The sequence below is a fragment of the Oribacterium sp. P6A1 genome, assembly GCF_000702885.1.
Classification (GTDB): domain Bacteria; phylum Bacillota; class Clostridia; order Lachnospirales; family Lachnospiraceae; genus Oribacterium.
The window spans coordinates 20,667-40,595 of the sequence record NZ_JNKO01000008.1 but is presented as its reverse complement, the minus strand read 5'-3'; the positions used below and the strand labels follow the sequence as shown (position 1 = coordinate 40,595).

The window sequence follows — 19,929 nt, the reverse complement described above, 5'->3', positions numbered from 1 at the left end:
CGAAATTATGTACATTTTGCACAAAGGTGGTTAAAGTCTTGGATAATTTGTCGCTTCGTAAGAGACTGGCTCTTTTGGCTTCGGTCTCCATGATTCCATTGGTTCTTGTGGCCGAATACCTGATATTTGCATTGCGAAGCTATAGCAATGACTATGATGCAATCGTAAGCAACATGGCAGTAGCCAATCAGTATAACCTTAAGTTTAAAGAAGCAGTTGATGAGAATCTTTATAAGATTGTAGTCAGTGGAGCTTCATTTGAAGTAATAGGTGATGATCCTGAGCTCAGTGATCCCTATGAATCCCTTAGGGAAATTAAGGAAAGCTTTTCTGCGCTGGAGGAAAAAACCCAGGACATTGAAAGCCGTAACTGGTTAAACAATCTCTTAAGAAATGTCAGCACATTGGAACTTCGTATCGGAGACATTGAAAGAAACCTGTCAGATGGAAGTCATTACGATGCGAATATTCATATGTTAAATGACAATGTCTACATCCTGACCGAATTGATTCAGGATGACATTCAGTACTATCTGTATTATCAGACCCGCATCATGGAACAGATGAAAACAGAATTACGTGTGCGGGTTCGTTATTTTGTGGTCTTTGTAGCCCTGCTTTTATTCTTTATAGTAGGCGTTTCTTTGTTAATAGTAATTCATATATCACGAAGCATCACTGTGCCCATAGCAGATCTCGGACAGGTGGCCCAGGAGATTTCTCATGGAAACCTTCAGGCAAGAGCCGACTGTGCCGCAGGAGATGAAATCGCGGTGCTGGGTGAACGTATCAATGATATGGCATTAAGTCTTGAAAAAATGATGCAAAAGATCCGTGATGATGAAAAGAAGATGCGTCATGCAGAGCTTCGTCTGTTGCAGGAACAGATAAATCCCCATTTTCTCTATAACACCATGGATACTATTATATGGCTTATCGAAGGCCGTAAGCTTGATGAAGCCGAGGATATGCTGGTGTCCCTCAGCAACTTTTTCCGTCTGGTTTTAAGCCATGGTCATGAATACATAAGTATCCATGAAGAGGAACAGCACATCAGAAGCTATCTTGAGATTCAGAAGTTCAGATACCATGATATCCTTGAGTACGAGATAAATATGGATACGGCGCTTTATGAGTATCGTATTCTTAAGATGACTCTTCAGCCGCTGGTGGAAAATGCACTTTACCACGGTATCAAAAACAAGCGTGACCGGGGAATCATACGTATCACCGGACGTCTGCGGGATAATGATATCCTCTTTACTGTTTCAGATGATGGTATCGGTATGGACAGGGAGACCCTTGAAAAACTGAGAATTGCCATTACAAAGCCCTGCAAGGATACGGATTCCGGCTTTGGCATGGCCAATGTAAATGAACGTATACGTATGAACTTCGGCCCGGAATACGGTCTTACCCTGGATTCGAATCCCGGCAGCGGAACCATGGTCACAGTAAGGATTCCGAAAGAGTCTGCTAAAAAATAATAAAGATGTTTGATATGACTAAATATAGAATTACGAAAAAAATAATGCTTACATTACTGGTGGCACTATTCTCTGCATCAGTTTCTTCCTGTTCACCTTTTAACGTGGATGAAACAACAAAAAATGAAAAGCCCTATGAAACAGAAACCGGAGAGAATCTTATCCGTGTAGGATTTTCGCAGCTGGGGTCAGAATCCAAATGGCGGCGGGCCAACAGCGTCAGCATAAAGGATTCCCTGAAAGTAGAGAACGGTTTTTTCCTTCAGTTCAATAATGCACGTCAGAAACAGGAAAATCAGATAAAAGCCATACGCGGTTTTATATCCCAGCAGGTGAATTACATTGCCTTTTGTCCCGTGACAGAAGATGGTTGGGATACGGTGCTGAAAGAGGCAAAAGATGCAGGGATTCCCGTCATCATTGTGGACAGACAGGTATCTTCAGATTCATCACTATATACCACATGGATAGGAGAAAACATGCGGCAGGAGGGGGAAAATGCCGGGGAAGGACTTGCAAAGGTACTGGAAGATCGCGGCAGAAGCCATGACAAGATAAACATAGTGGAGCTTCTGGGTACCCGGGGATCCTCTAGTCAGATAGGCAGAAGCATTGGCTTTGACACCATCTGTGATAAACATCAGAACTGGGTACTGCTTGACAGAGAGGACGGGGATTTCACTACAGCAAAGGGCCAGGAGATCATGGCGGGCTTTCTGGAAAAATACGATAACATCGATGTTGTGGTATGTCAGAACGATGATATGGCCATAGGTGCTCTCCAGGCCATGAAAAATGCAGGAATAGATCTCTACAGTCCGAAAAAACCCATCATCATTTCCTTTGATGCAAGCCGTCAGGGACTGGAACTGGTGACTAAGGGTATCATAGATGTGGATGTGGAGTGCAATCCCGCAAGCGGTCCTAAACTTTCAGAGGTGATCCATGAGCTGGAAATGGGAAATCAGGTGGAGAAAGCCTACTACATGGAGGAAAAGGTATTTACACTTTTGAATGCTTCCGATTATGTTGACGACCGAAGCTATTGATTACGACAGGAGATAAAGTATGTTAAAAGTTTTCTTGGTAGAGGATGAAGTTACAGTGCGTGAGGCACTTCGGGACAATATCCCCTGGGAGGAATACGGATTTCAGTTTACCGGTGAAGCTTCCGACGGAGAGATGGCTCTGCCCATGATCCGTAAGACTGAACCGGATGTGCTTATTACAGATATACGTATGCCCTTTATGGATGGTCTGACTCTTTGTCATATAGTGGGACAGGAATTTCCCAAAATGAAAATGATCATCATGAGCGGCTTCGATGATTTTGAGTATGCGAGACGTGCCATACAGGAAGGTGTGGACCAGTACCTCAGTAAGCCTATTACCAGAAGAACCATTAAAAAAGCTCTCGATGAGGTTAAACAGAAAATCGATAATGAAAGAGAGCAGAAGAACTATCAGGAAAAATACCGTCTTGAATCCCGGGAGTATGAGCAGTACCAGAGACGTAGTTTTCTGGAGGCTCTTTTCGGCAGAAGACTTAGTGTTGAAAAGATTTATGAGGAAGCCCAAAGACTAAGCTTCAATGTGAACTCAGCCTGTTACAACATCCTTTTGTTCAGTGTGAACGACAAGAAAAAGAACGAAAGTGATGAGTTCCGTATAAGGCAGAACGATATCCTGGCTTTTTTTCTTAGATTTCCCGAATACATTCTTTCTAAATGGAGCCTGAGTTCCTATTGTGTAATAGTACGGGGAGAAAAGGATGTTGTCAGAGATTTTACGGCAAGAGGCATTGAGGAAATAGAAAGAATCGCTTCGGACACCCGATGTCCTATGCAGTGGTATGTAGCGGCAGGGGAACCTGTGGACCGTTTCAGTCAGCTGACGGAATGTTTTGAAAAGACAAATCACCGCTTTGCGGAACGTTTCTGGCGGCCGGAAAGGAATATCCTCCGCCCGGAGGACGCAAGTCTTACTGTTTCAGACGAGAAGAGAAGTATAGATGGCGTCAATGCTGAAAGTGTTGATCCCTCCATCATTACCGGATTTCTGAAAAACGGGGATGTAAGTGATGTAACTGAATTTGTGAATGGATATCTTGAAAGCCTGAAGGATGTGCTTAAGTCCAAGATATTCAGAAGCTATCTGATCCTGAACATAAGATTTACCGTCATACGCTTTGTGGAAGACTATGGTATGGATCAAAAGGAATTTTTGGAGAAGCTGCCCTTTGATATCCATGAGCTGGAGGGAAACAGCGAAAAAATACCGGATTATGTCATAAGTATGCTGAGACTGGCCTTTTCCCTCAGGGATCAGGAATCTGAAAGTAAAGGTCATACTGTGGTTAAGGAGGCATTGCCATATATCGAGCAGCACTATACCGAGGAAGATATCTCGCTGAATTCCGTAGCCACGGTGGCAGGGGTATCCGGTACATATTTCAGCTCCATGTTCTCTCAGGAAATGGGAAAGACCTTTACAGAGTATCTTACAGAGCTCCGCATGAATAAGGCAAAGGAACTTTTAAGTACCAGAAAGCTTCACACTGCTGAGGTGGCCCAGGCTATAGGATACAAGGATGCACACTATTTCAGCTTTGTGTTTCGCAAGACCCAGGGCATGTCTCCTAAGGAGTACAGAACGAAGATTTCCTGAGATATCATTAATTGACATCGAATCTTTCCGTGCAGATCGCTCTCTGGGAACACCAGCCCATTGAAAGTCGCTTCGCTGGGAACCCCAGCCATGGAAATTCGCTACGCGAAGGCTGGGGCTATATGCCAGGTCCTGTGGACCTGCCACGAAACTTATGTCTCGCTGTTTCCTTCACTAAGTACCCATGGCACGCTGACTGTGGTTTCTGCAGTATCCGAGAGAAGCCGGGTGATGGACGTGGTTACAGCATCGGTAAAGCTGTGTTTTTTGTGAGCAAGAGATGTTATGTGTATACGTTCGATGAGACTCAGGAAACTGTCATCGAAGCTTACGATGCTCAGATCCCCGGGAACATTGATATGATATTTAGTCAGTATGGGAAGAAGCCGATATGCTATCTCATCGTTATAGCAGACCAGAGCCGTAGCTTCATAAAGAACATCTTTAGTAAAGTTCTGAAGTCTTATCTTAAGAGCGGGATCCAAAAGATCTTTAAGATCGGATTTATTCAGCATCAGAATATGTGATCTGGAAAAATCCATATTGAGATCCCTGAGGGCATCGGTATATCCGGAGAGACGCTCCTGTCCCTGTACGGTATCAGAGATAAAGATTCCCGCGAAGGAACTGTGTCCACGTCCCTTAAGTCTCTTTACCAGTTCATATGCCCCATGATAGTTATCGTCCTTTACCACTGACCATGCGGGAAAGTCAGGATAGATACCATATAAGAAGAGGAGAGAAGTTCCGCGCTGATTAAGCTTTGTATAAAGATCAAGGTTTGGATTTTTTAAAGCCGAGAAGCACTCGGATATGATGGCCCGGGGCGGATTTTTCAGAAAGCCTTCAAGGATTTTTCGTTCCGCATAAAAATCCCCCTTAATATCCGTAAGGGAAACCCTGAAACCAAGGACACCAAGTTTTTGACGAAGAGAAGCCAGTAATTCCGGGAAAATGTAATCATCCGGTGTTGCCAGAAGTATCTCAACAACATTCCCCCTGTCATCGGGAGATTTACCTGTAAGGTAGGTTCCGCTTCCCTGACGGGACAGGAGATAACCTTCATCTGTAAGTTCCTTAAGAACCTTACGTACGGTCTGACGGCTGACACCAAAACGTTCCATAAGTTTATGTTCCGGTTCAAGAGTACTTTTTTTATCTTTAAGCATCTGCTCTATCTCCATGAGCAGATGCTTTTTTAATTGCCCGGATTTACGGATTCCCGGAACAGGTTTTATCACATTTGTATGAATATTTTCCGGAATCATAAAAGACCTCCCTAAAATAGATGTAAAAAGTAAAAAATTTTAGCTGCAGTATCCGGTGATTTAAAGAAATCAACTTAAATAATCTGATTTTTACCGGATTTTTATGCATCTTGCGCATATAAATACTCTTAAATTCATATTTGAATCTAAATATTTCTACCATTTCGGTGAAACTATCCAAAATATTTACCCATTCTTCAAATACTTCGGAATATTTGTACTTTTTCTGCATATTATAGCACATAATTTGTACGGTCAAAACGATGATTATTGTGCAGTATGCAGTGTAAACATTGTTAAAATACCGCCTGAATAGGATAATAGTTACATGAAGAGGAACAAAGAGTTCCAAAAGAACGAATACCATTTTAGGAGGAAGTTATGAGAAAAACATTATCAGTTCTGTTAACAGCCGCTATGGCAACTTCAATGCTTGCAGCATGTGGATCATCAAACACACAGGCTACTCAGGCACCTGCAGAGACAAAAGCAGCAGAGACACAGGCTGCAGCAACAACAGCAGCTCCCGCAGAGACAAAGGCAGCAGAGACTGTTGCAGCAGTTACAGAGGCCGCAAAAGAAGCAGAAGCTAACGGAGAGACCATCACAGTTGGTTTTGCACAGGTTGGTCACGAGTCTGACTGGCGTACAGCATCAACAAATTCAGTACAGAGTGCACTCAGCAAGGAAAACGGAATCGACCTTCAGTTTGTAGACTGTGATAACGATTCAGCAGCACAGCTTGAAGCAGTTCGTAACTTCATCCAGCAGGGTGTTGATTACATCGTTATCGATCCTATCGTATCAACAGGTTGGGATACAGTTCTTACAGAGGCAGACGATGCAGGCATTCCTGTTATCGTAATCGACCGTACCATCGATGATTCAGACAAGTATGTTTCTTGGGTAGGTTCAGAGTTCACAAATGAGGGACTTGCAGCAGGTGCATGGCTTAAGGCTTATGTGGCTGATAAGGGTATCTCAGAGGTTAATGCACTTGTTATTTCAGGTACCACAGGTTCTTCCGCACAGATCGGACGTTCAAACGGTTTTGATAAGTATGTTGAGGCTGAGAACTGGAACAAGATCGATGAGCAGACAGGTGACTTCACACAGGAAGGCGGCCAGAAGGTTATGGAGTCTTACCTTAAGTCATATGACGGAAAGTTCAACGTAGTTGTATGCCAGAACGATAACGAGGCATTTGGTGCTATCGATGCTATGAAGGCAGCAGGTGTTTCCTATGGTGTAGACGGCGATGTAATCGTTATCTCATTTGATGCTTGTACAGCAGGACTTCAGAAGGTACTTGCAGGCGAGATCAATGCAGACTTCCAGTGCAACCCGCTTCAGGGACCTGACTGTCTCAACATCATCAAGAAGCTTGAAGCAGGCGAGACTGTAGATCAGAAGACATTCATGGCAGAGCCTTGGTACGTTGCAGAAGATAAGCTTAAGGAAATCACATACACAAACAACTCAGGAAACGAAGTAACTGAGCCGCTTGTAGTAGTTGATCAGGCAGTAGTTGACGCAGCTTACTAATTATAAACAGACAGCCTCAGTGCGGCTCACAGGCTGCGTACATAGTACGGAGAAGCCAATCGGGGGTGGTTCTTTGGGAGCCATCCCCCTTTTAAAAATAATACCGAGGAAACACGGATCATAGGATCGTTTCCGAATATTTCGAAATTTTTCACTACAGAGGATGAGGAAAATGATTAATAACGTATTGATAGAGATGCGGGATATCACCAAAACCTTCCCGGGAGTTGTGGCACTGGATCATGCACAGCTTACCATCAGAAAGGGTGAAATCCACGCACTTATGGGAGAAAACGGTGCCGGTAAATCCACCATCATCAAATGTCTTACCGGTGTTTATGAACGTGATTCCGGTGAGGTGTACATGGAGGGTGTCGAAGGTAATATCTACAACCACTCAACTATGGATGCCCAGAAAATCGGTATCGCAACGGTTTATCAGGAAGTCAACCTTTGCCCGAATCTCAGTGTTGCAGAAAATCTTTTTATAGGTCGTGAACCTAAAACAAAGTTCGGGACAGTAGACTGGAAGACCATGAACCGGAAAGCAAAGAAGATCATGGAGGATCTGGAAATTCCGATTGATGTAACAAAAACTCTTGATAATTATTCACTGGCGATACAGCAGATGATCGCCATTGCCCGTGCAGTGGATATGGACTGTCGTGTTCTTATCCTGGATGAGCCCACAAGTTCACTTGATGACAATGAAGTTGAAAAGCTTTTCAAGCTCATGACGGATCTAAAGAATAAGGGCGTAGGTATTCTCTTCGTAACGCATTTCCTTGAGCAGGTATACGCAGTATGTGACCGCATCACTGTAATGCGTAACGGTACTTTCGTAGGTGACTATTCCGTACAGGAACTTCCCCGTGTAAAGCTGGTTGCAGCCATGCTGGGAAAGGATTTTGATGATCTTGCAGCCATCAAGGCAGAGGGACACAGCAGTTTCTCGGAGGAAGTGGTCGTAGAAGCAGAGGAGCTTAGTCATAAGGGAACCATAAAGCCGTTTAACTTCAAGATCCATAAGGGAGAAGTAGTAGGTGTTACAGGACTTCTGGGATCCGGACGTTCGGAAATGGTCCGCTGTATTTACGGTGCAGACAAACCTACAGGCGGAAAGCTCAGCATGCATGGTAAAGAGCTTAAAGCAAAGGCTCCTATTGATTCTATCCGGGCCGGTATGGGTTACCTTCCCGATGACAGAAAGGCTGACGGATGTATAGGTGAGCTTAGTGTACGTGAGAATATAATTCTGGCTCTTCAGGCAAGAAACGGTATGTTCAAGAGAATTCCAATCAAGGAACAGAACCGTATAGCGGATGAATTCATTAAGATGCTGCAGATAAAGACAGCCTCCCGTGAGACACCAATAAATCAGCTCTCCGGAGGAAACCAGCAGAAGGTCATCCTTGCCAGATGGCTGTGCACACATCCTGATTTCCTTATCCTGGATGAGCCGACACGAGGAATCGATATCGGTACAAAAACAGAATTCCAGAAACTGGTGCTTGAGTTTGCTAAGCAGGGAATGAGTGTTATCTTCATTTCCTCGGAAATCGAAGAGATGATTCGTACATGCACAAGGATGTGCGTAATGCGTGACGGCCAGAAGGTAGGCGAAATATCTTCCGAAGAGGGAGCTATGACCCAGCAGGCTGTTATGGGAGCAATTGCAGGAGGTGAGAAATAATAATGGGAAAATTGAAGACATTAACTAAGAATCAGCTTTTTCTTCCATTTGCAATGATGATTCTGGTACTTCTTATAAACCTTATCAAGAGTCCGGATTTCTTTTCAATCAATATTCAGAATGGTGTTCTTTACGGTCGTATCATAGATATCCTTAACCGCGGATCTGAAATCGCCATACTTGCGGTCGGACAGACACTGGTTGTTGCGGTATCAGCCGGTACCGATATTTCAGTAGGATCCGTAATGAGCCTTACGGCCTGCGGAACCTGTATGCTTCTTGCAGGATACGGCGTTAACAGTACAACGACTCTTGCGGTACCTCTTATAGTGGGACTTCTGTTCGGTCTTGTCCTTGCCATGTGCTGCGGCGCATTCAACGGTTTCCTTGTATCAAAGCTGAACATTCAGCCCATGGTAGCGACTCTCATTCTGTTTACCGCAGCGAGAGCCATAGGACTTCTGCTCTGCAACAATCAGATAACCTATATCCGCTATGAGCCTTACAAGTATTTCGGAAACTTCATTCCGGGATGTCCCGTTCCAACAGCAATCTTCATTACTGTGGTTGTGGTTGCCATAGTCATGCTTTTCCTTAAGAAAACAGCTATGGGACTTTATATCCAGTCGGTAGGTATCAATAAAAAAGCCGCCAGGATTTCAGGCCTCAATTCAAGCAACATCTGCTTTATGTGTTACCTCATCTGCGGACTCTGTGCAGGTATCGCAGGACTTGTGGCATCTTCACGAATCTATTCCGCAGACTCCAACAATATCGGACGAAACTATGAGCTTGATTCGATTCTTGCAGTTGCTCTCGGAGGCAATTCCCTCGGAGGCGGACGCTTCAACATGGCGGGTTCCATAATCGGCGCCTATACGATTCAGGCTATAACCGTAACACTTCTTGCCATGGGCATTTCCACAGACCAGGCCCCTGTAGTAAAGGCCATCATCGTTATCCTGATCGTAACGGCACAGGCTCCTGCATTTAAGGCTTTCCTTCAGGAACGTAAGGCAAAGAAGCTTGTACAGGAAAATGAAACTCAGAAGAAGGAGGCCGCATAATGAACAAAAAGGTCTTTGAAAAATTAAACGGCAACACACTGCTTTTGGTGATCACCATCTGCCTGTTCTTCTTTATGTATCTCATCGGGTGCATGATCTACAGCGGTAAAGGTTTTACTCATCTACAGACTTTTCTGAATCTTCTGATCACAAATGCCGGACTTATCTGTGTGGCCAGCGGAATGACCTGTGTCATGCTGTGCGGCGGTATAGATATTTCCGTTGGTTCCCTTGTGGCCATGGACTGTATGATACTTGCCTATGGCATGGGTAAGCAAAACCTGCCATGTATCCCCCTTATACTGATGATACTTGTTATCGGCCTTATCTTCGGAGCAGTGCAGGGATTCCTCATCGGTTACATGAAGATTCAGCCATTTATCATCACCATGGCAGGTATGTTCTTTGCCAGAGGTATGACAGCAGTCATCTGTACAGATCAGATTTCCATTACAGATACTACAAACAAGCTCTTTTATGCCTGGGCCAATTTCAAAATCCAGCTTCCGGCATTCCTTGGCTATGTAAATAAAAAAGGAAAGCTTCAGGTGCCCTTCATCCGTATATCGGTTGTCATCGCACTTCTGGTTGTTGCAGCAACCTTCTTCCTTTTGAAGTATACAAAGTTCGGTCGTTCTCTATATGCAGTAGGAGGTAATCAGACATCTGCAGCCATGATGGGACTGGATACCAGAATGATAAAGATGAAGGCATATATCCTTTCTTCTTTCCTTTGCTCCATCGGCGGTATCTGCTACTGCCTGAACACCATGTCAGGTTCAGTACAGCAGGCTTCAGGATTTGAAATGGATGCCATCGCCTCCTCAGTTATCGGAGGCACCCTTCTTACAGGCGGAGTCGGTAATGTCATCGGTTCCTTCTTCGGTGTAATGATTACCGGAACCATCACAACCCTTGTAAATACAAACGGTAAGCTGCTTTCCAGCTGGGCAAATATCGCAACGGCTGCGCTGCTTTGCTTCTTCATCATACTGCAGAGTGTATTTGCATATGTTAAGAACCGCACAAGATAATCAGTTGTATTTTTCTCCTTACACATACGCTATACGGCTTTGTCCATGTAAGGGCAGAGCCGGTATATGCGTAAAAATGGAACCAATAAGAAAGGAATAGTTATGAAGAAATTGTATTTTGTAGTCGGCAGTCAGGATCTTTACGGTGAGGAGTGCCTCCGTCAGGTTGCGGCTGATGCTGCGGACATGACAGCATTTTTAAATGAGCAGCTCAAAGAGCTTGTTTCGGTGGAACTCCTTCCCACAGTAATAGATTCAGAGACCTGTATAAAGGACCTGAGAAAAGCTTCAACAGATGATGACTGTATCGGTGTCATCACATGGATGCACACATTTTCTCCTGCAAAGATGTGGATAAAGGGCCTTCAGGAGCTTCGTAAGCCCCTTTTACATCTCCACACTCAGTACAACGAAAAGCTTCCATACGACAGCATCGACATGGACTTCATGAACCTGAACCAGTCAGCACACGGCGACCGTGAATATGGTTTTATCGTTGCCCGTCTCGGCATACCTCATGAGGTGGTTGCAGGCTACTATAAGAATGAAAGTGTACTTAAGAAGATAAGACAATTTGCGGAAGTAGCAAAGGCTATCGACTACTCACATCATCTTCGTGTTGCGTCCTTCGGCAACAACATGCGTGAAGTTGCGGTTACAGACGGTGATCGTGTAGAGTCCCAGATCCGTTACGGATGGGAGTGCAACTACTTCGGTATCGGAGATCTTGTTGATATCATGGCCAATGTCTCAGAGGCTGAAGTAGATGAAAAGATGGCAGAGTATGAAAAACTCTACACCATGAAGACAGACAATGTTGAGTCTGTACGCGAGCAGGCAAAGATGGAAGTGGCTCTCGATAAGTTCCTTTCGAAGAACGGAATCGGTGCCTTCGCCGATACCTTCCAGGATCTTCATAACCTTAAGCAGCTTCCGGGCATCGCTGCACAGAACCTCATGGCCAAGGGCGTAGGTTTCGGCCCGGAGGGTGATTACAAGGTTTCAGCATTGTCTGCAGTTCTTATGAAGATGTCAGAGTGCAGAAAGGGCGCAACCGGATTCATAGAGGATTACACCTATGACCTTACAGAGGGGCAGGAAGTTGAGCTTGCTTCCCATATGCTTGAGGTACCGCCTGCATTTGCGGCATCAAAACCTGAAATCCAGGTTCATCCTCTCGGTATAGGCGGAAAGGAAGACCCTGCACGTCTTGTATTTGACGGTATCACAGGTGATGCCATCCAGGTAACCATGGTGGATATGGGAGACCGTTTCCGTATCATCTGTGCAGATATCGAGCTTGTAAAGCAGGCTGAGCCTATGCCTAAGCTTCCTGTTGCCCGGATTATGTTCCGTCATAAGCCAAACTTCCAGATCGGTACAGAAGGCTGGTGCTATGCAGGCGGAGCACATCACAGTGTTATCTCCACATCACTTACAAGAGAAGACATTGCACTTTTTGCAAAGCTTACAAATACAGAGCTTGTAACCATAGGGGATGATACAACTGAAGCTGATCTTCTTCACTTTTGAGATGGATTTGATCAGCATTTCCAGAGATTGACCTAAAAAAAATGTATAAGCCCGATTATATATATCAGTAAATCATCAAATAATCGGGCTATAAGAGGGGACGTAATGTTAGAGGATTTAAAAGAAATAGTATATCAGGCCAACATGAGGCTTCCCGAACTTGGCCTTGTGATATTCACCTGGGGCAATGTTTCCGGAATTGACAGAGAGAAGGGGCTCTTTGTCATAAAACCCTCCGGAGTATCCTATGAAAAGCTTCGCCCGGAGGACATGGTGGTCATGGACATGGAGGGCAATAAGGTAGAAGGAAATCTTAGTCCTTCTTCAGATAACAAAACTCATCTTGAACTGTACAAAGCTTTTCCTGAAATCGGTGGTGTTGTGCATACACATTCACCCTATGCTGTGGCATTTGCCCAGGCAGGACAGGATGTGCCTTTCTACGGAACGACCCATGCGGATTATTTCTACGGGGATGTGCCGTGTACAAGAGCACTCACCACAGAGGAGATACAGGAAGACTATGAAGGCAACACCGGAAAGGTTATCGTTGAGACTTTCCGTGAACGTAAGCTGAATCCTGTATATGTGCCTGGGGTTGTGTGCAGAAATCACGGTCCCTTTGCCTTTGGAAAGGATGTAAACGAAGCCGTTTATCATGCAAAGGTTCTTGAGGAAGTGGCCAAGATGGATCTGTACACAAAAATCGTTGATCCTGATGTACAGCGGGGGCCGCAGAATATCCTGGATAAGCATTTCCTGAGAAAGCACGGTCCCAATGCCTACTACGGACAGAAGAGCTAGGAGAGTGAATATGGGTGCAAAAGAAAATATAACCGAAGGTAAAACCGCCCTTGGAATCGAGTTCGGTTCCACCAGAATAAAGGCAGTTCTTACAGACGATAAAGGACATGTACTTGCCACAGGTTTCCATGACTGGGAAAACCGCCTGGTCAATGATATCTGGACCTATACCATGGAGGATATTCATGGAGGCCTCAGGGGATGCTACAGCTCTTTGGTGAAAAGCATAAAGGAGCAGTATGGCATAGTTCCCGAAACCTATGGAGCTCTCGGTATCAGTGCCATGATGCACGGAATCCTGGCTTTTGATAAAGATGGTAAACTTCTGAGTCCTTTTGAGACATGGCGAAACAGTAATACTGAAAAGGCTGCGGATGTGCTTACCAAAGAATTTCAGTTCAACATCCCCCTTCGCTGGACCATAGCACATATTTATCAGATGGTTCTGGAGGACAGAGATTTCGTTAAAGATTTCTCCTTTGTGACTACCCTGGATTCCTTTATTCACTGGGAGCTTACGGGAGAGAAGGTCACAGGTATAGGTGATGCTGCGGGAATCTTCCCCATAGACTCTGAAAAGCTTGACTATGATGAAGAGATGGTTAAGAAGTTTGACGCTCTCATCAGAGAAAAAGGCTATCCATGGAAGCTTAGGGATATAGTACCAAAGGTTCTGGTGGCAGGCGAAAAAGCGGGAACATTAACAGAAGAGGGTGCAAAGCTTCTTGACGAAACCGGAACTCTAAAGGCCGGAGTACCTCTGTGTCCTCCTGAAGGTGATGCGGGAACCGGAATGGTTGCTACAAATTCAGTTGCTCCTGGTACGGGTAATGTCTCCGCCGGAACCAGTACCTTTGCAATGCTGGTGCTTCAGCAGGACAAGAAGCTGTCTAAGCTCTACAGAGAAATCGATATGGTGACAACACCGGACGGTTACCCTGTTGCCATGTCCCATGCCAACAACGGAACTTCAGACCTCAATGCCTGGGTAAATCTTTTTAAAGAGTTTTCAGAGCTTATGGGTTACAGTGTTGACATGGGAGATCTGTACGGAAAGCTTTATACCAATTCTCTTAAGGGAGACAAAGACTGCGGAGGACTTCTTTCTTACGGATACTTCTCGGGAGAGGGCATTACTCATCTTAATGAAGGAAGACCTCTGTTTGCGCGTACACCTGACAGTAAGTTTACACTTTCAAACTTTATGAAATCCCATCTCTATACTTCACTCGGTGCTGTTAAACTCGGTCTCGATATCCTGCTTAAGGATGAAAAAGTTGAGGTTAAGAGCATCACAGGACATGGAGGACTTTTCAAGACAAAGGGTGTTGCCCAGAATTATCTGGCAGCTGCGGTAAATGCACCTGTTACCGTCATGGACACCGCAAGTGAAGGCGGTCCATGGGGTGAAGCGCTTCTTGCCCTTTATATGCTTCGGGGTAAGGATGCAGGAAGTCTCGGAGATTTCCTTGCAAAGGAGATTTTTGCTGATCAGTCCGGTACAACTGTTGAGCCGGATCCCGCTGATGTGGAGGGCTTTGAAACCTTCACAGAGCGTTATAAAGAGGGTATAGCAGTTGAGAAAGCAGCTGTTGATGCCATGAAATGGTGATCTCTTTTAATAAAAGTACAGTGGAACAGGTTTTTAAAGGATACCTTACCTGTATATGATGTTTAACCTATACGTTATGAAAAAGTCTTTTGGGAAGGCTGCTATGTGCGATAGTCTCCCGGAGGACTTTTTTGTTTTACTCATTACACTAATATCAAATTATTCTTTTTATAAAACTGCCGACGATAAAGATACAGTAGTAAATTCGCATCTGAGCATTATAAGCTTTTAATAAAACGGAAGGAGAGGGTATGATCACTATAGACGATGAACAAAGAGCTGTTAAAGATATAAAAAGTACTGCCGAGCAGTACGCAAAGGAACAAAATCTTTGCAGCCGTGATATGATGCATATGAATCTCGCTATGGAAGAGATGATGGAAATAAGCAGAATTTCCGGAAATACAAGCGACAGATGTATCACTATCGATGGAAACGGACCTCTGTGTATCCTTACCCTGGAACTGTCTCCCGGTACTTCACATGATATTTCATTTAAAAATCTGTCCGGTGTATCACAAAAAATAAAAGTGTTGTTGGGTACAAACTACGAAACCATAGAATTAAATGAAAAGGAAGCATCAGATATAGGCATTCGCCGGGCCGATAAAAAGTCACTTTCGGAAATGGATTGTGATAGTGTTTCGGATGCTTACCTTTGGACTATTGAAAGCTATAATCTGGCATCCTACAAACGATATCTGGATGGAGATGAAAAAGACTGGATAGAATTGCCTACGTCCATTTTGTCGGCTCTGGCAAAAGATATACGAATATTCATATTGAAAGGCTGTATTCTTTTTTCCATTATTCTGGTTTTTGATAGTAAAAAAGGTGAAATAAAGAAGGAAATCAGAATAAATGAAGATTCTTATAAACAAAAAGAAAACTAAAAAAATGAAATTACAAGGAGGCCTTTTATGACTGGTAAGAAATGTAAACTATTTGTTATAGCGGCAATCAATTTGATCATTGCTCTTTTAGTGAGCAATTTTGCATTTGCAGCCGGTTTAAAGCAGGGAGACATATGGAATACTTTCAAGAAGAAAGATGCAGAACCTTCGCACTGCTGGGTGCTGACGGATACGACACATGAAGTGATGGATGGTGAAAGTGATGTATATAAAACATGGAAATATGAGTATAAGGACATAGATGAAGGCGGCCGATACATAATCGACTATACCTGGCATAAGACTGATGAATATGCGCACTATACCGCCATCGGTGAATGTACAAACATTCCGACGTATCTGTACCCCGAAGAATTCACCACCGTGGATATGAAGGTTTATGCAGAGAATGTTGTAGCAGATCCGGGAGTCTGGGGACTCCTTGAGATGGGATACATAGACTATCACCTTAATGATGGTCACTGGCCAAGCAATTACACCAAATCCTGGGATAATGTAATAGACGATGAGCCTAAATACTATAACTGCCGTGATGGCTCCTATGAGTGGAAGCTGAAGGCACAATTTCCGGAAGGACAAACGGGAGAGAAACTTGAAGTAACATGCAAATTCCATAGAGGTGACAGATATCCTGTTACTACCACATGGTATTACACATGGAAGGATTGAGGAAATATTACGGTTTTAAAAATAAAACGAGCTGTTCACGGCATATACCAAAATCAGTAAATGACAAAAATCTCTTTGCACAAAAGAGTCCGGTATATTATTTCCCGGATATGCCATAAATCATCATACAAATAGCATGAAAGTCTGCCTTAACCGGCGGACTTTTTTGATATCTATTATAACTTTGGGATATTTCAGTTGCTGTATGTATGATTGTCAAAGCTCTGAGGCTGGTTTAAAATTATATATCGTGGGACTTTATTTAAGTTATCTATTTTAGAGTATGGAGGGGCAGTATGTCACAGCGCACAGATATTCACAAAATACTTATTATCGGCTCGGGACCTATAGTCATAGGTCAGGCCTGTGAGTTCGACTATTCGGGAACTCAGGCCTGCAAGGCTCTGAGAAGCCTCGGATATGAGATCGTTCTGGTTAATTCCAATCCCGCTACCATCATGACGGATCCTGAGATGGCGGATATCACATATATTGAACCGCTTAATGTTAAACGGGTTGAGGAGATCATCGCGAAGGAGCGTCCGGATGCTCTGCTTCCGAATCTGGGTGGCCAGTCGGGACTTAATCTCTGTTCAGAGCTTTATAAGGAAGGAATTCTCAGCAAATACGGGGTCAAGGTTATAGGTGTTCAGGTGGATGCCATCGAGAGAGGTGAAGACCGTATAGAGTTCAAGGAGACCATGAACAAGCTTGGTGTTGAGATGGCCCGAAGCGAAGTTGCCTACAGCGTTGAAGAAGCTCTTAAAATCGCAGATGAACTTGGATATCCCGTAGTACTTCGTCCTGCCTATACCATGGGGGGTGCCGGCGGCGGACTTGTATATAACAAGGAGGAGCTCAGAACTGTCTGTGCAAGAGGTCTTCAGGCAAGCCTCATACATCAGGTACTTGTTGAAGAGTCCATTCTCGGCTGGGAAGAGCTGGAACTGGAGGTTGTCCGTGACAAGGATAATAACATGATCACCATCTGCTTCATAGAGAACGTGGACCCTGTGGGAATCCATACAGGTGACTCCTTCTGTACAGCGCCCTTCCTTACCATTTCAAAAGAACTGCAGGATGAGCTTCAGAGACAGGCCTACAGGATTGTAGAGCATATCGGAGTCATAGGCGGCACCAATGTTCAGTTCGCCCATGATCCGGTTTCAGACCGTATAGTTGTCATCGAAATAAATCCACGTACTTCAAGATCCTCAGCTCTTGCATCAAAGGCAACAGGTTTCCCTATAGCCCTTGTTTCCGCAAAGCTCGCTACAGGTCTTACCTTAAAGGAACTTCCCTGCGGAAAATACGGGACTCTCGATAAATATGTTCCAGACGGAGACTATGTGGTTGTAAAGTTCGCCCGCTGGGCCTTTGAAAAGTTCAAGGGTGTGGAAGATAAGCTGGGAACCCAGATGCGCGCCGTTGGCGAAGTCATGAGCATAGGAAAGACCTACAAGGAGGCCTTCCAGAAGGCAATACGTTCCCTGGAAAAGGATCGGTTTGGTCTTGGCTATGTAAAGAACTTTAACAGTCTCTCAAAAGAAGAGCTGCTTAAAGCCCTCATTACACCCTCCAGTGAAAGACATTTCATCATGTATGAAGCCCTTAGAAAGGGAGCCACTGTGGATGAAATCTTCGAGCTCACAAAGGTAAAGAAATATTTCATAGAAGAAATGAAGGAGCTTGTGGAGGAAGAAGAGGAGCTTCTGAAAAACAGGGGACATGTTCCGTCTGACGAAGCTCTTCTGCAGGCAAAACAGGATGGTTTCTCTGATAAGTATCTCGCAAAGATACTGGATATCCCGGAGGATGATATCAGAAACAGACGTGAGGCTTTGGGTATCACAGAAAGCTGGGACAGCGTGCATGTCAGCGGAACAGAGGACAGTTCCTACTACTACAGTACCTACGATAACGCTGTGATCTCCCTGGATGGATCCCATAGTGCGGAAGCCGTAAAAGATTCCGCAGCTGAACCTGAGAATCCGGCTGCCGGCGGATATGAGACAGACGACGCTTCATCCGGAAGCCCAAGTGAAGAAAAGACCGGTGAAGACCGTCCGAAGGTTATGATACTCGGCGGCGGACCAAACCGTATAGGACAGGGAATAGAATTTGACTATTGCTGTGTTCATGCTGCACAGTCCCTTAAAAAGCTCGGATTCGAGACCATAATCGTAAACTGTAATCCGGAGACTGTTTCCACCGACTATGACACCTCGGACAAGCTTTACTTTGAGCCCCTGACTCTTGAGGATGTCCTAAGCATTTACAGGCAGGAGAAGCCGGTTGGCGTTATTGCCCAGTTTGGAGGACAGACCCCTCTTAACCTTGCTGACAGTCTCGAAAAGAACGGCGTAAAGATCCTGGGAACCACACCTCATGTTATAGATCTCGCTGAAGACAGAGATCTCTTCAGAGCCATGATGAACAAGCTGAACATACCTATGCCAGAAGCAGGTATGGCAACAAATGTTTCCGAGGCTCTGGAGGTTGCTCACGAAATAGGCTATCCTGTTATGGTTCGTCCATCCTTCGTTCTCGGAGGCCGGGGTATGGAAGTTGTTTATGACGACGAAAGCCTTACTGATTATATGAAAGCCGCAATAGGTGTCACTCCTGACAGACCTATACTTATTGACCGTTTTCTCAATGAGGCAACGGAGTGCGAGGCAGATGCCATCAGTGACGGTGCCAATGCTTATGTACCGGCTGTTATGGAGCACATCGAGCTTGCAGGAATCCACTCAGGTGATTCGGCTTGTATCATACCATCGAAGCACATTTCCGAAGAGAATCTCGCTACCATAAAGGAATACACCAGAAAGATAGCAGAGGAGATGCATGTTGTAGGTCTTATGAACATGCAGTACGCAATAGAGAATGGCAAGGTTTATGTCATCGAAGCAAATCCGAGAGCTTCACGTACAGTACCTCTGGTTTCAAAGGTCTGCGGTATCAGAATGGTACCTCTGGCGGTAGACATTATCACAGGAGAGCTTACGGGAAGACCTTCACCGGTTCCTGAACTCAAAGAAAAGAACATACCTTACTACGGCGTAAAGGAAGCGGTATTCCCATTCAATATGTTCCCTGAGGTTGATCCTGTCCTTGGTCCTGAGATGCGTTCTACAGGTGAGGTTCTGGGGCTTTCAGGCTCTACGGGAGAAGCCTTCTTCAAGGCTCAGGAAGCTGCAAGATCCGAGCTTCCGCTTGATGGAACAGTGCTTATTTCTCTCAATATGAGAGACCACAAGTATGCGGCAGAGATCGCTAAGCTTTACCATGAGGCGGGCTTCAGGATTCTTGCAACAGGACAGACCCATGAGCTCATCACCGAAGCAGGTATACCGGCTGAAAAGGTTAAGAAGCTTTACGAGGGAAGACCGAATATCCTTGATCTGATGACTAACGGAAACATCGATCTGGTCATCAATTCACCGATAGGAAAAGACAGTGTTCATGATGACAGCTATTTAAGAAAAGCAGCCATCAAGGGAAAGATTCCTTATATCACCACTGTAGCCGCTGCAAAAGCTGCGGCAGAAGGTATAAGCTATGTGAAGTCCCACGGAGACGCAAGCATAAAGTCACTGCAGGAGTGGCATGGATCCATAAAATAAGTCACAA

Annotated in this window: 14 protein-coding genes; 13 read left to right on the top strand and 1 reads right to left on the bottom strand. The window is 44.7% G+C overall.

The window, feature by feature from the left end; genetic code table 11:
- Positions 1–38 precede the first annotated feature (38 nt).
- From T515_RS07500 to T515_RS07490, 3 genes are read left to right on the top strand one after another with little or no spacing between them, the layout of a single operon-like run.
- Positions 39–1,487 (top strand): sensor histidine kinase, encoded by a 1,449-nt coding sequence (locus T515_RS07500; RefSeq protein WP_036609410.1) that lies wholly within the window; start codon positions 39–41, stop codon positions 1,485–1,487.
- A gap of 14 nt (positions 1,488–1,501) precedes the next feature.
- Entirely contained in the window at positions 1,502–2,536 is a 1,035-nt protein-coding gene (locus tag T515_RS07495; protein ID WP_081832720.1) for an ABC transporter substrate-binding protein, read from the top strand.
- A 19-nt stretch (positions 2,537–2,555) separates the two neighbouring features.
- Positions 2,556–4,154, top strand: a complete 1,599-nt coding sequence (locus tag T515_RS07490; protein WP_036609407.1) for a response regulator — start codon at positions 2,556–2,558, stop codon at positions 4,152–4,154.
- 152 nt (positions 4,155–4,306) lie between these two features.
- On the opposite strand, the gene T515_RS07485 is transcribed toward T515_RS07490, so the two are convergent.
- Positions 4,307–5,422 (bottom strand): GntR family transcriptional regulator, encoded by a 1,116-nt coding sequence (locus T515_RS07485; protein ID WP_036609404.1) that lies wholly within the window; start codon positions 5,420–5,422, stop codon positions 4,307–4,309.
- Between the two features lie 381 nt (positions 5,423–5,803).
- On the opposite strand from T515_RS07485, the gene T515_RS07480 reads away from it, so the two are divergent.
- From T515_RS07480 to carB, 10 genes are all read left to right on the top strand, one after another.
- A complete protein-coding gene (locus T515_RS07480) occupies positions 5,804–6,967 on the top strand; it encodes an ABC transporter substrate-binding protein (RefSeq protein ID WP_036609402.1) in 1,164 nt (387 codons plus the stop codon).
- A gap of 172 nt (positions 6,968–7,139) precedes the next feature.
- Entirely contained in the window at positions 7,140–8,660 is a 1,521-nt protein-coding gene (locus tag T515_RS07475; protein ID WP_036609400.1) for a sugar ABC transporter ATP-binding protein, read from the top strand.
- A 2-nt stretch (positions 8,661–8,662) separates the two neighbouring features.
- Positions 8,663–9,727 (top strand): ABC transporter permease, encoded by a 1,065-nt coding sequence (locus T515_RS07470; protein ID WP_036609398.1) that lies wholly within the window; start codon positions 8,663–8,665, stop codon positions 9,725–9,727.
- Entirely contained in the window at positions 9,724–10,761 is a 1,038-nt protein-coding gene (locus tag T515_RS07465) for an ABC transporter permease subunit (RefSeq protein ID WP_442950146.1), read from the top strand. The genes T515_RS07470 and T515_RS07465 overlap by 4 nt, the downstream gene beginning before the upstream one ends.
- 66 nt (positions 10,762–10,827) lie before the next feature.
- A complete protein-coding gene (gene araA / locus T515_RS07460; protein ID WP_242839350.1) occupies positions 10,828–12,294 on the top strand; it encodes an L-arabinose isomerase in 1,467 nt (488 codons plus the stop codon).
- Between the two features lie 105 nt (positions 12,295–12,399).
- A complete protein-coding gene (locus T515_RS07455) occupies positions 12,400–13,098 on the top strand; it encodes an L-ribulose-5-phosphate 4-epimerase (protein ID WP_036609394.1) in 699 nt (232 codons plus the stop codon).
- 10 nt (positions 13,099–13,108) lie between these two features.
- Positions 13,109–14,710 (top strand): xylulokinase, encoded by a 1,602-nt coding sequence (locus T515_RS07450; RefSeq protein WP_036609392.1) that lies wholly within the window; start codon positions 13,109–13,111, stop codon positions 14,708–14,710.
- Between the two features lie 251 nt (positions 14,711–14,961).
- Complete coding sequence (locus T515_RS07445; RefSeq protein WP_036609390.1) at positions 14,962–15,603, top strand: hypothetical protein; 642 nt, start codon at positions 14,962–14,964, stop codon at positions 15,601–15,603.
- Between the two features lie 27 nt (positions 15,604–15,630).
- Positions 15,631–16,293, top strand: a complete 663-nt coding sequence (locus tag T515_RS07440) for a hypothetical protein (protein ID WP_036609388.1) — start codon at positions 15,631–15,633, stop codon at positions 16,291–16,293.
- 296 nt (positions 16,294–16,589) lie between these two features.
- Entirely contained in the window at positions 16,590–19,922 is a 3,333-nt protein-coding gene (gene carB / locus T515_RS07435) for a carbamoyl-phosphate synthase large subunit (RefSeq protein ID WP_036609386.1), read from the top strand.
- Positions 19,923–19,929 lie beyond the last annotated feature (7 nt).

What these genes read in the sequence shown, in the direction of transcription:
- T515_RS07480 (WP_036609402.1), top strand. Translation starts at nt 5,804, where the DNA reads ATGAGAAAAACATTATCAGTTCTGTTAACAGCCGCTATGGCAACTTCA.
- T515_RS07470 (WP_036609398.1), top strand. Translation starts at nt 8,663, where the DNA reads ATGGGAAAATTGAAGACATTAACTAAGAATCAGCTTTTTCTTCCATTT.
- T515_RS07495 (WP_081832720.1), top strand. Translation starts at nt 1,502, where the DNA reads ATGACTAAATATAGAATTACGAAAAAAATAATGCTTACATTACTGGTG.
- T515_RS07440 (WP_036609388.1), top strand. Translation starts at nt 15,631, where the DNA reads ATGACTGGTAAGAAATGTAAACTATTTGTTATAGCGGCAATCAATTTG.
- carB (WP_036609386.1), top strand. Translation starts at nt 16,590, where the DNA reads ATGTCACAGCGCACAGATATTCACAAAATACTTATTATCGGCTCGGGA.
- T515_RS07490 (WP_036609407.1), top strand. Translation starts at nt 2,556, where the DNA reads ATGTTAAAAGTTTTCTTGGTAGAGGATGAAGTTACAGTGCGTGAGGCA.
- T515_RS07450 (WP_036609392.1), top strand. Translation starts at nt 13,109, where the DNA reads ATGGGTGCAAAAGAAAATATAACCGAAGGTAAAACCGCCCTTGGAATC.
- T515_RS07455 (WP_036609394.1), top strand. Translation starts at nt 12,400, where the DNA reads ATGTTAGAGGATTTAAAAGAAATAGTATATCAGGCCAACATGAGGCTT.
- T515_RS07445 (WP_036609390.1), top strand. Translation starts at nt 14,962, where the DNA reads ATGATCACTATAGACGATGAACAAAGAGCTGTTAAAGATATAAAAAGT.
- T515_RS07475 (WP_036609400.1), top strand. Translation starts at nt 7,140, where the DNA reads ATGATTAATAACGTATTGATAGAGATGCGGGATATCACCAAAACCTTC.
- araA (WP_242839350.1), top strand. Translation starts at nt 10,828, where the DNA reads ATGCGTAAAAATGGAACCAATAAGAAAGGAATAGTTATGAAGAAATTG.
- T515_RS07485 (WP_036609404.1), bottom strand. Translation starts at nt 5,422, where the DNA reads ATGATTCCGGAAAATATTCATACAAATGTGATAAAACCTGTTCCGGGA.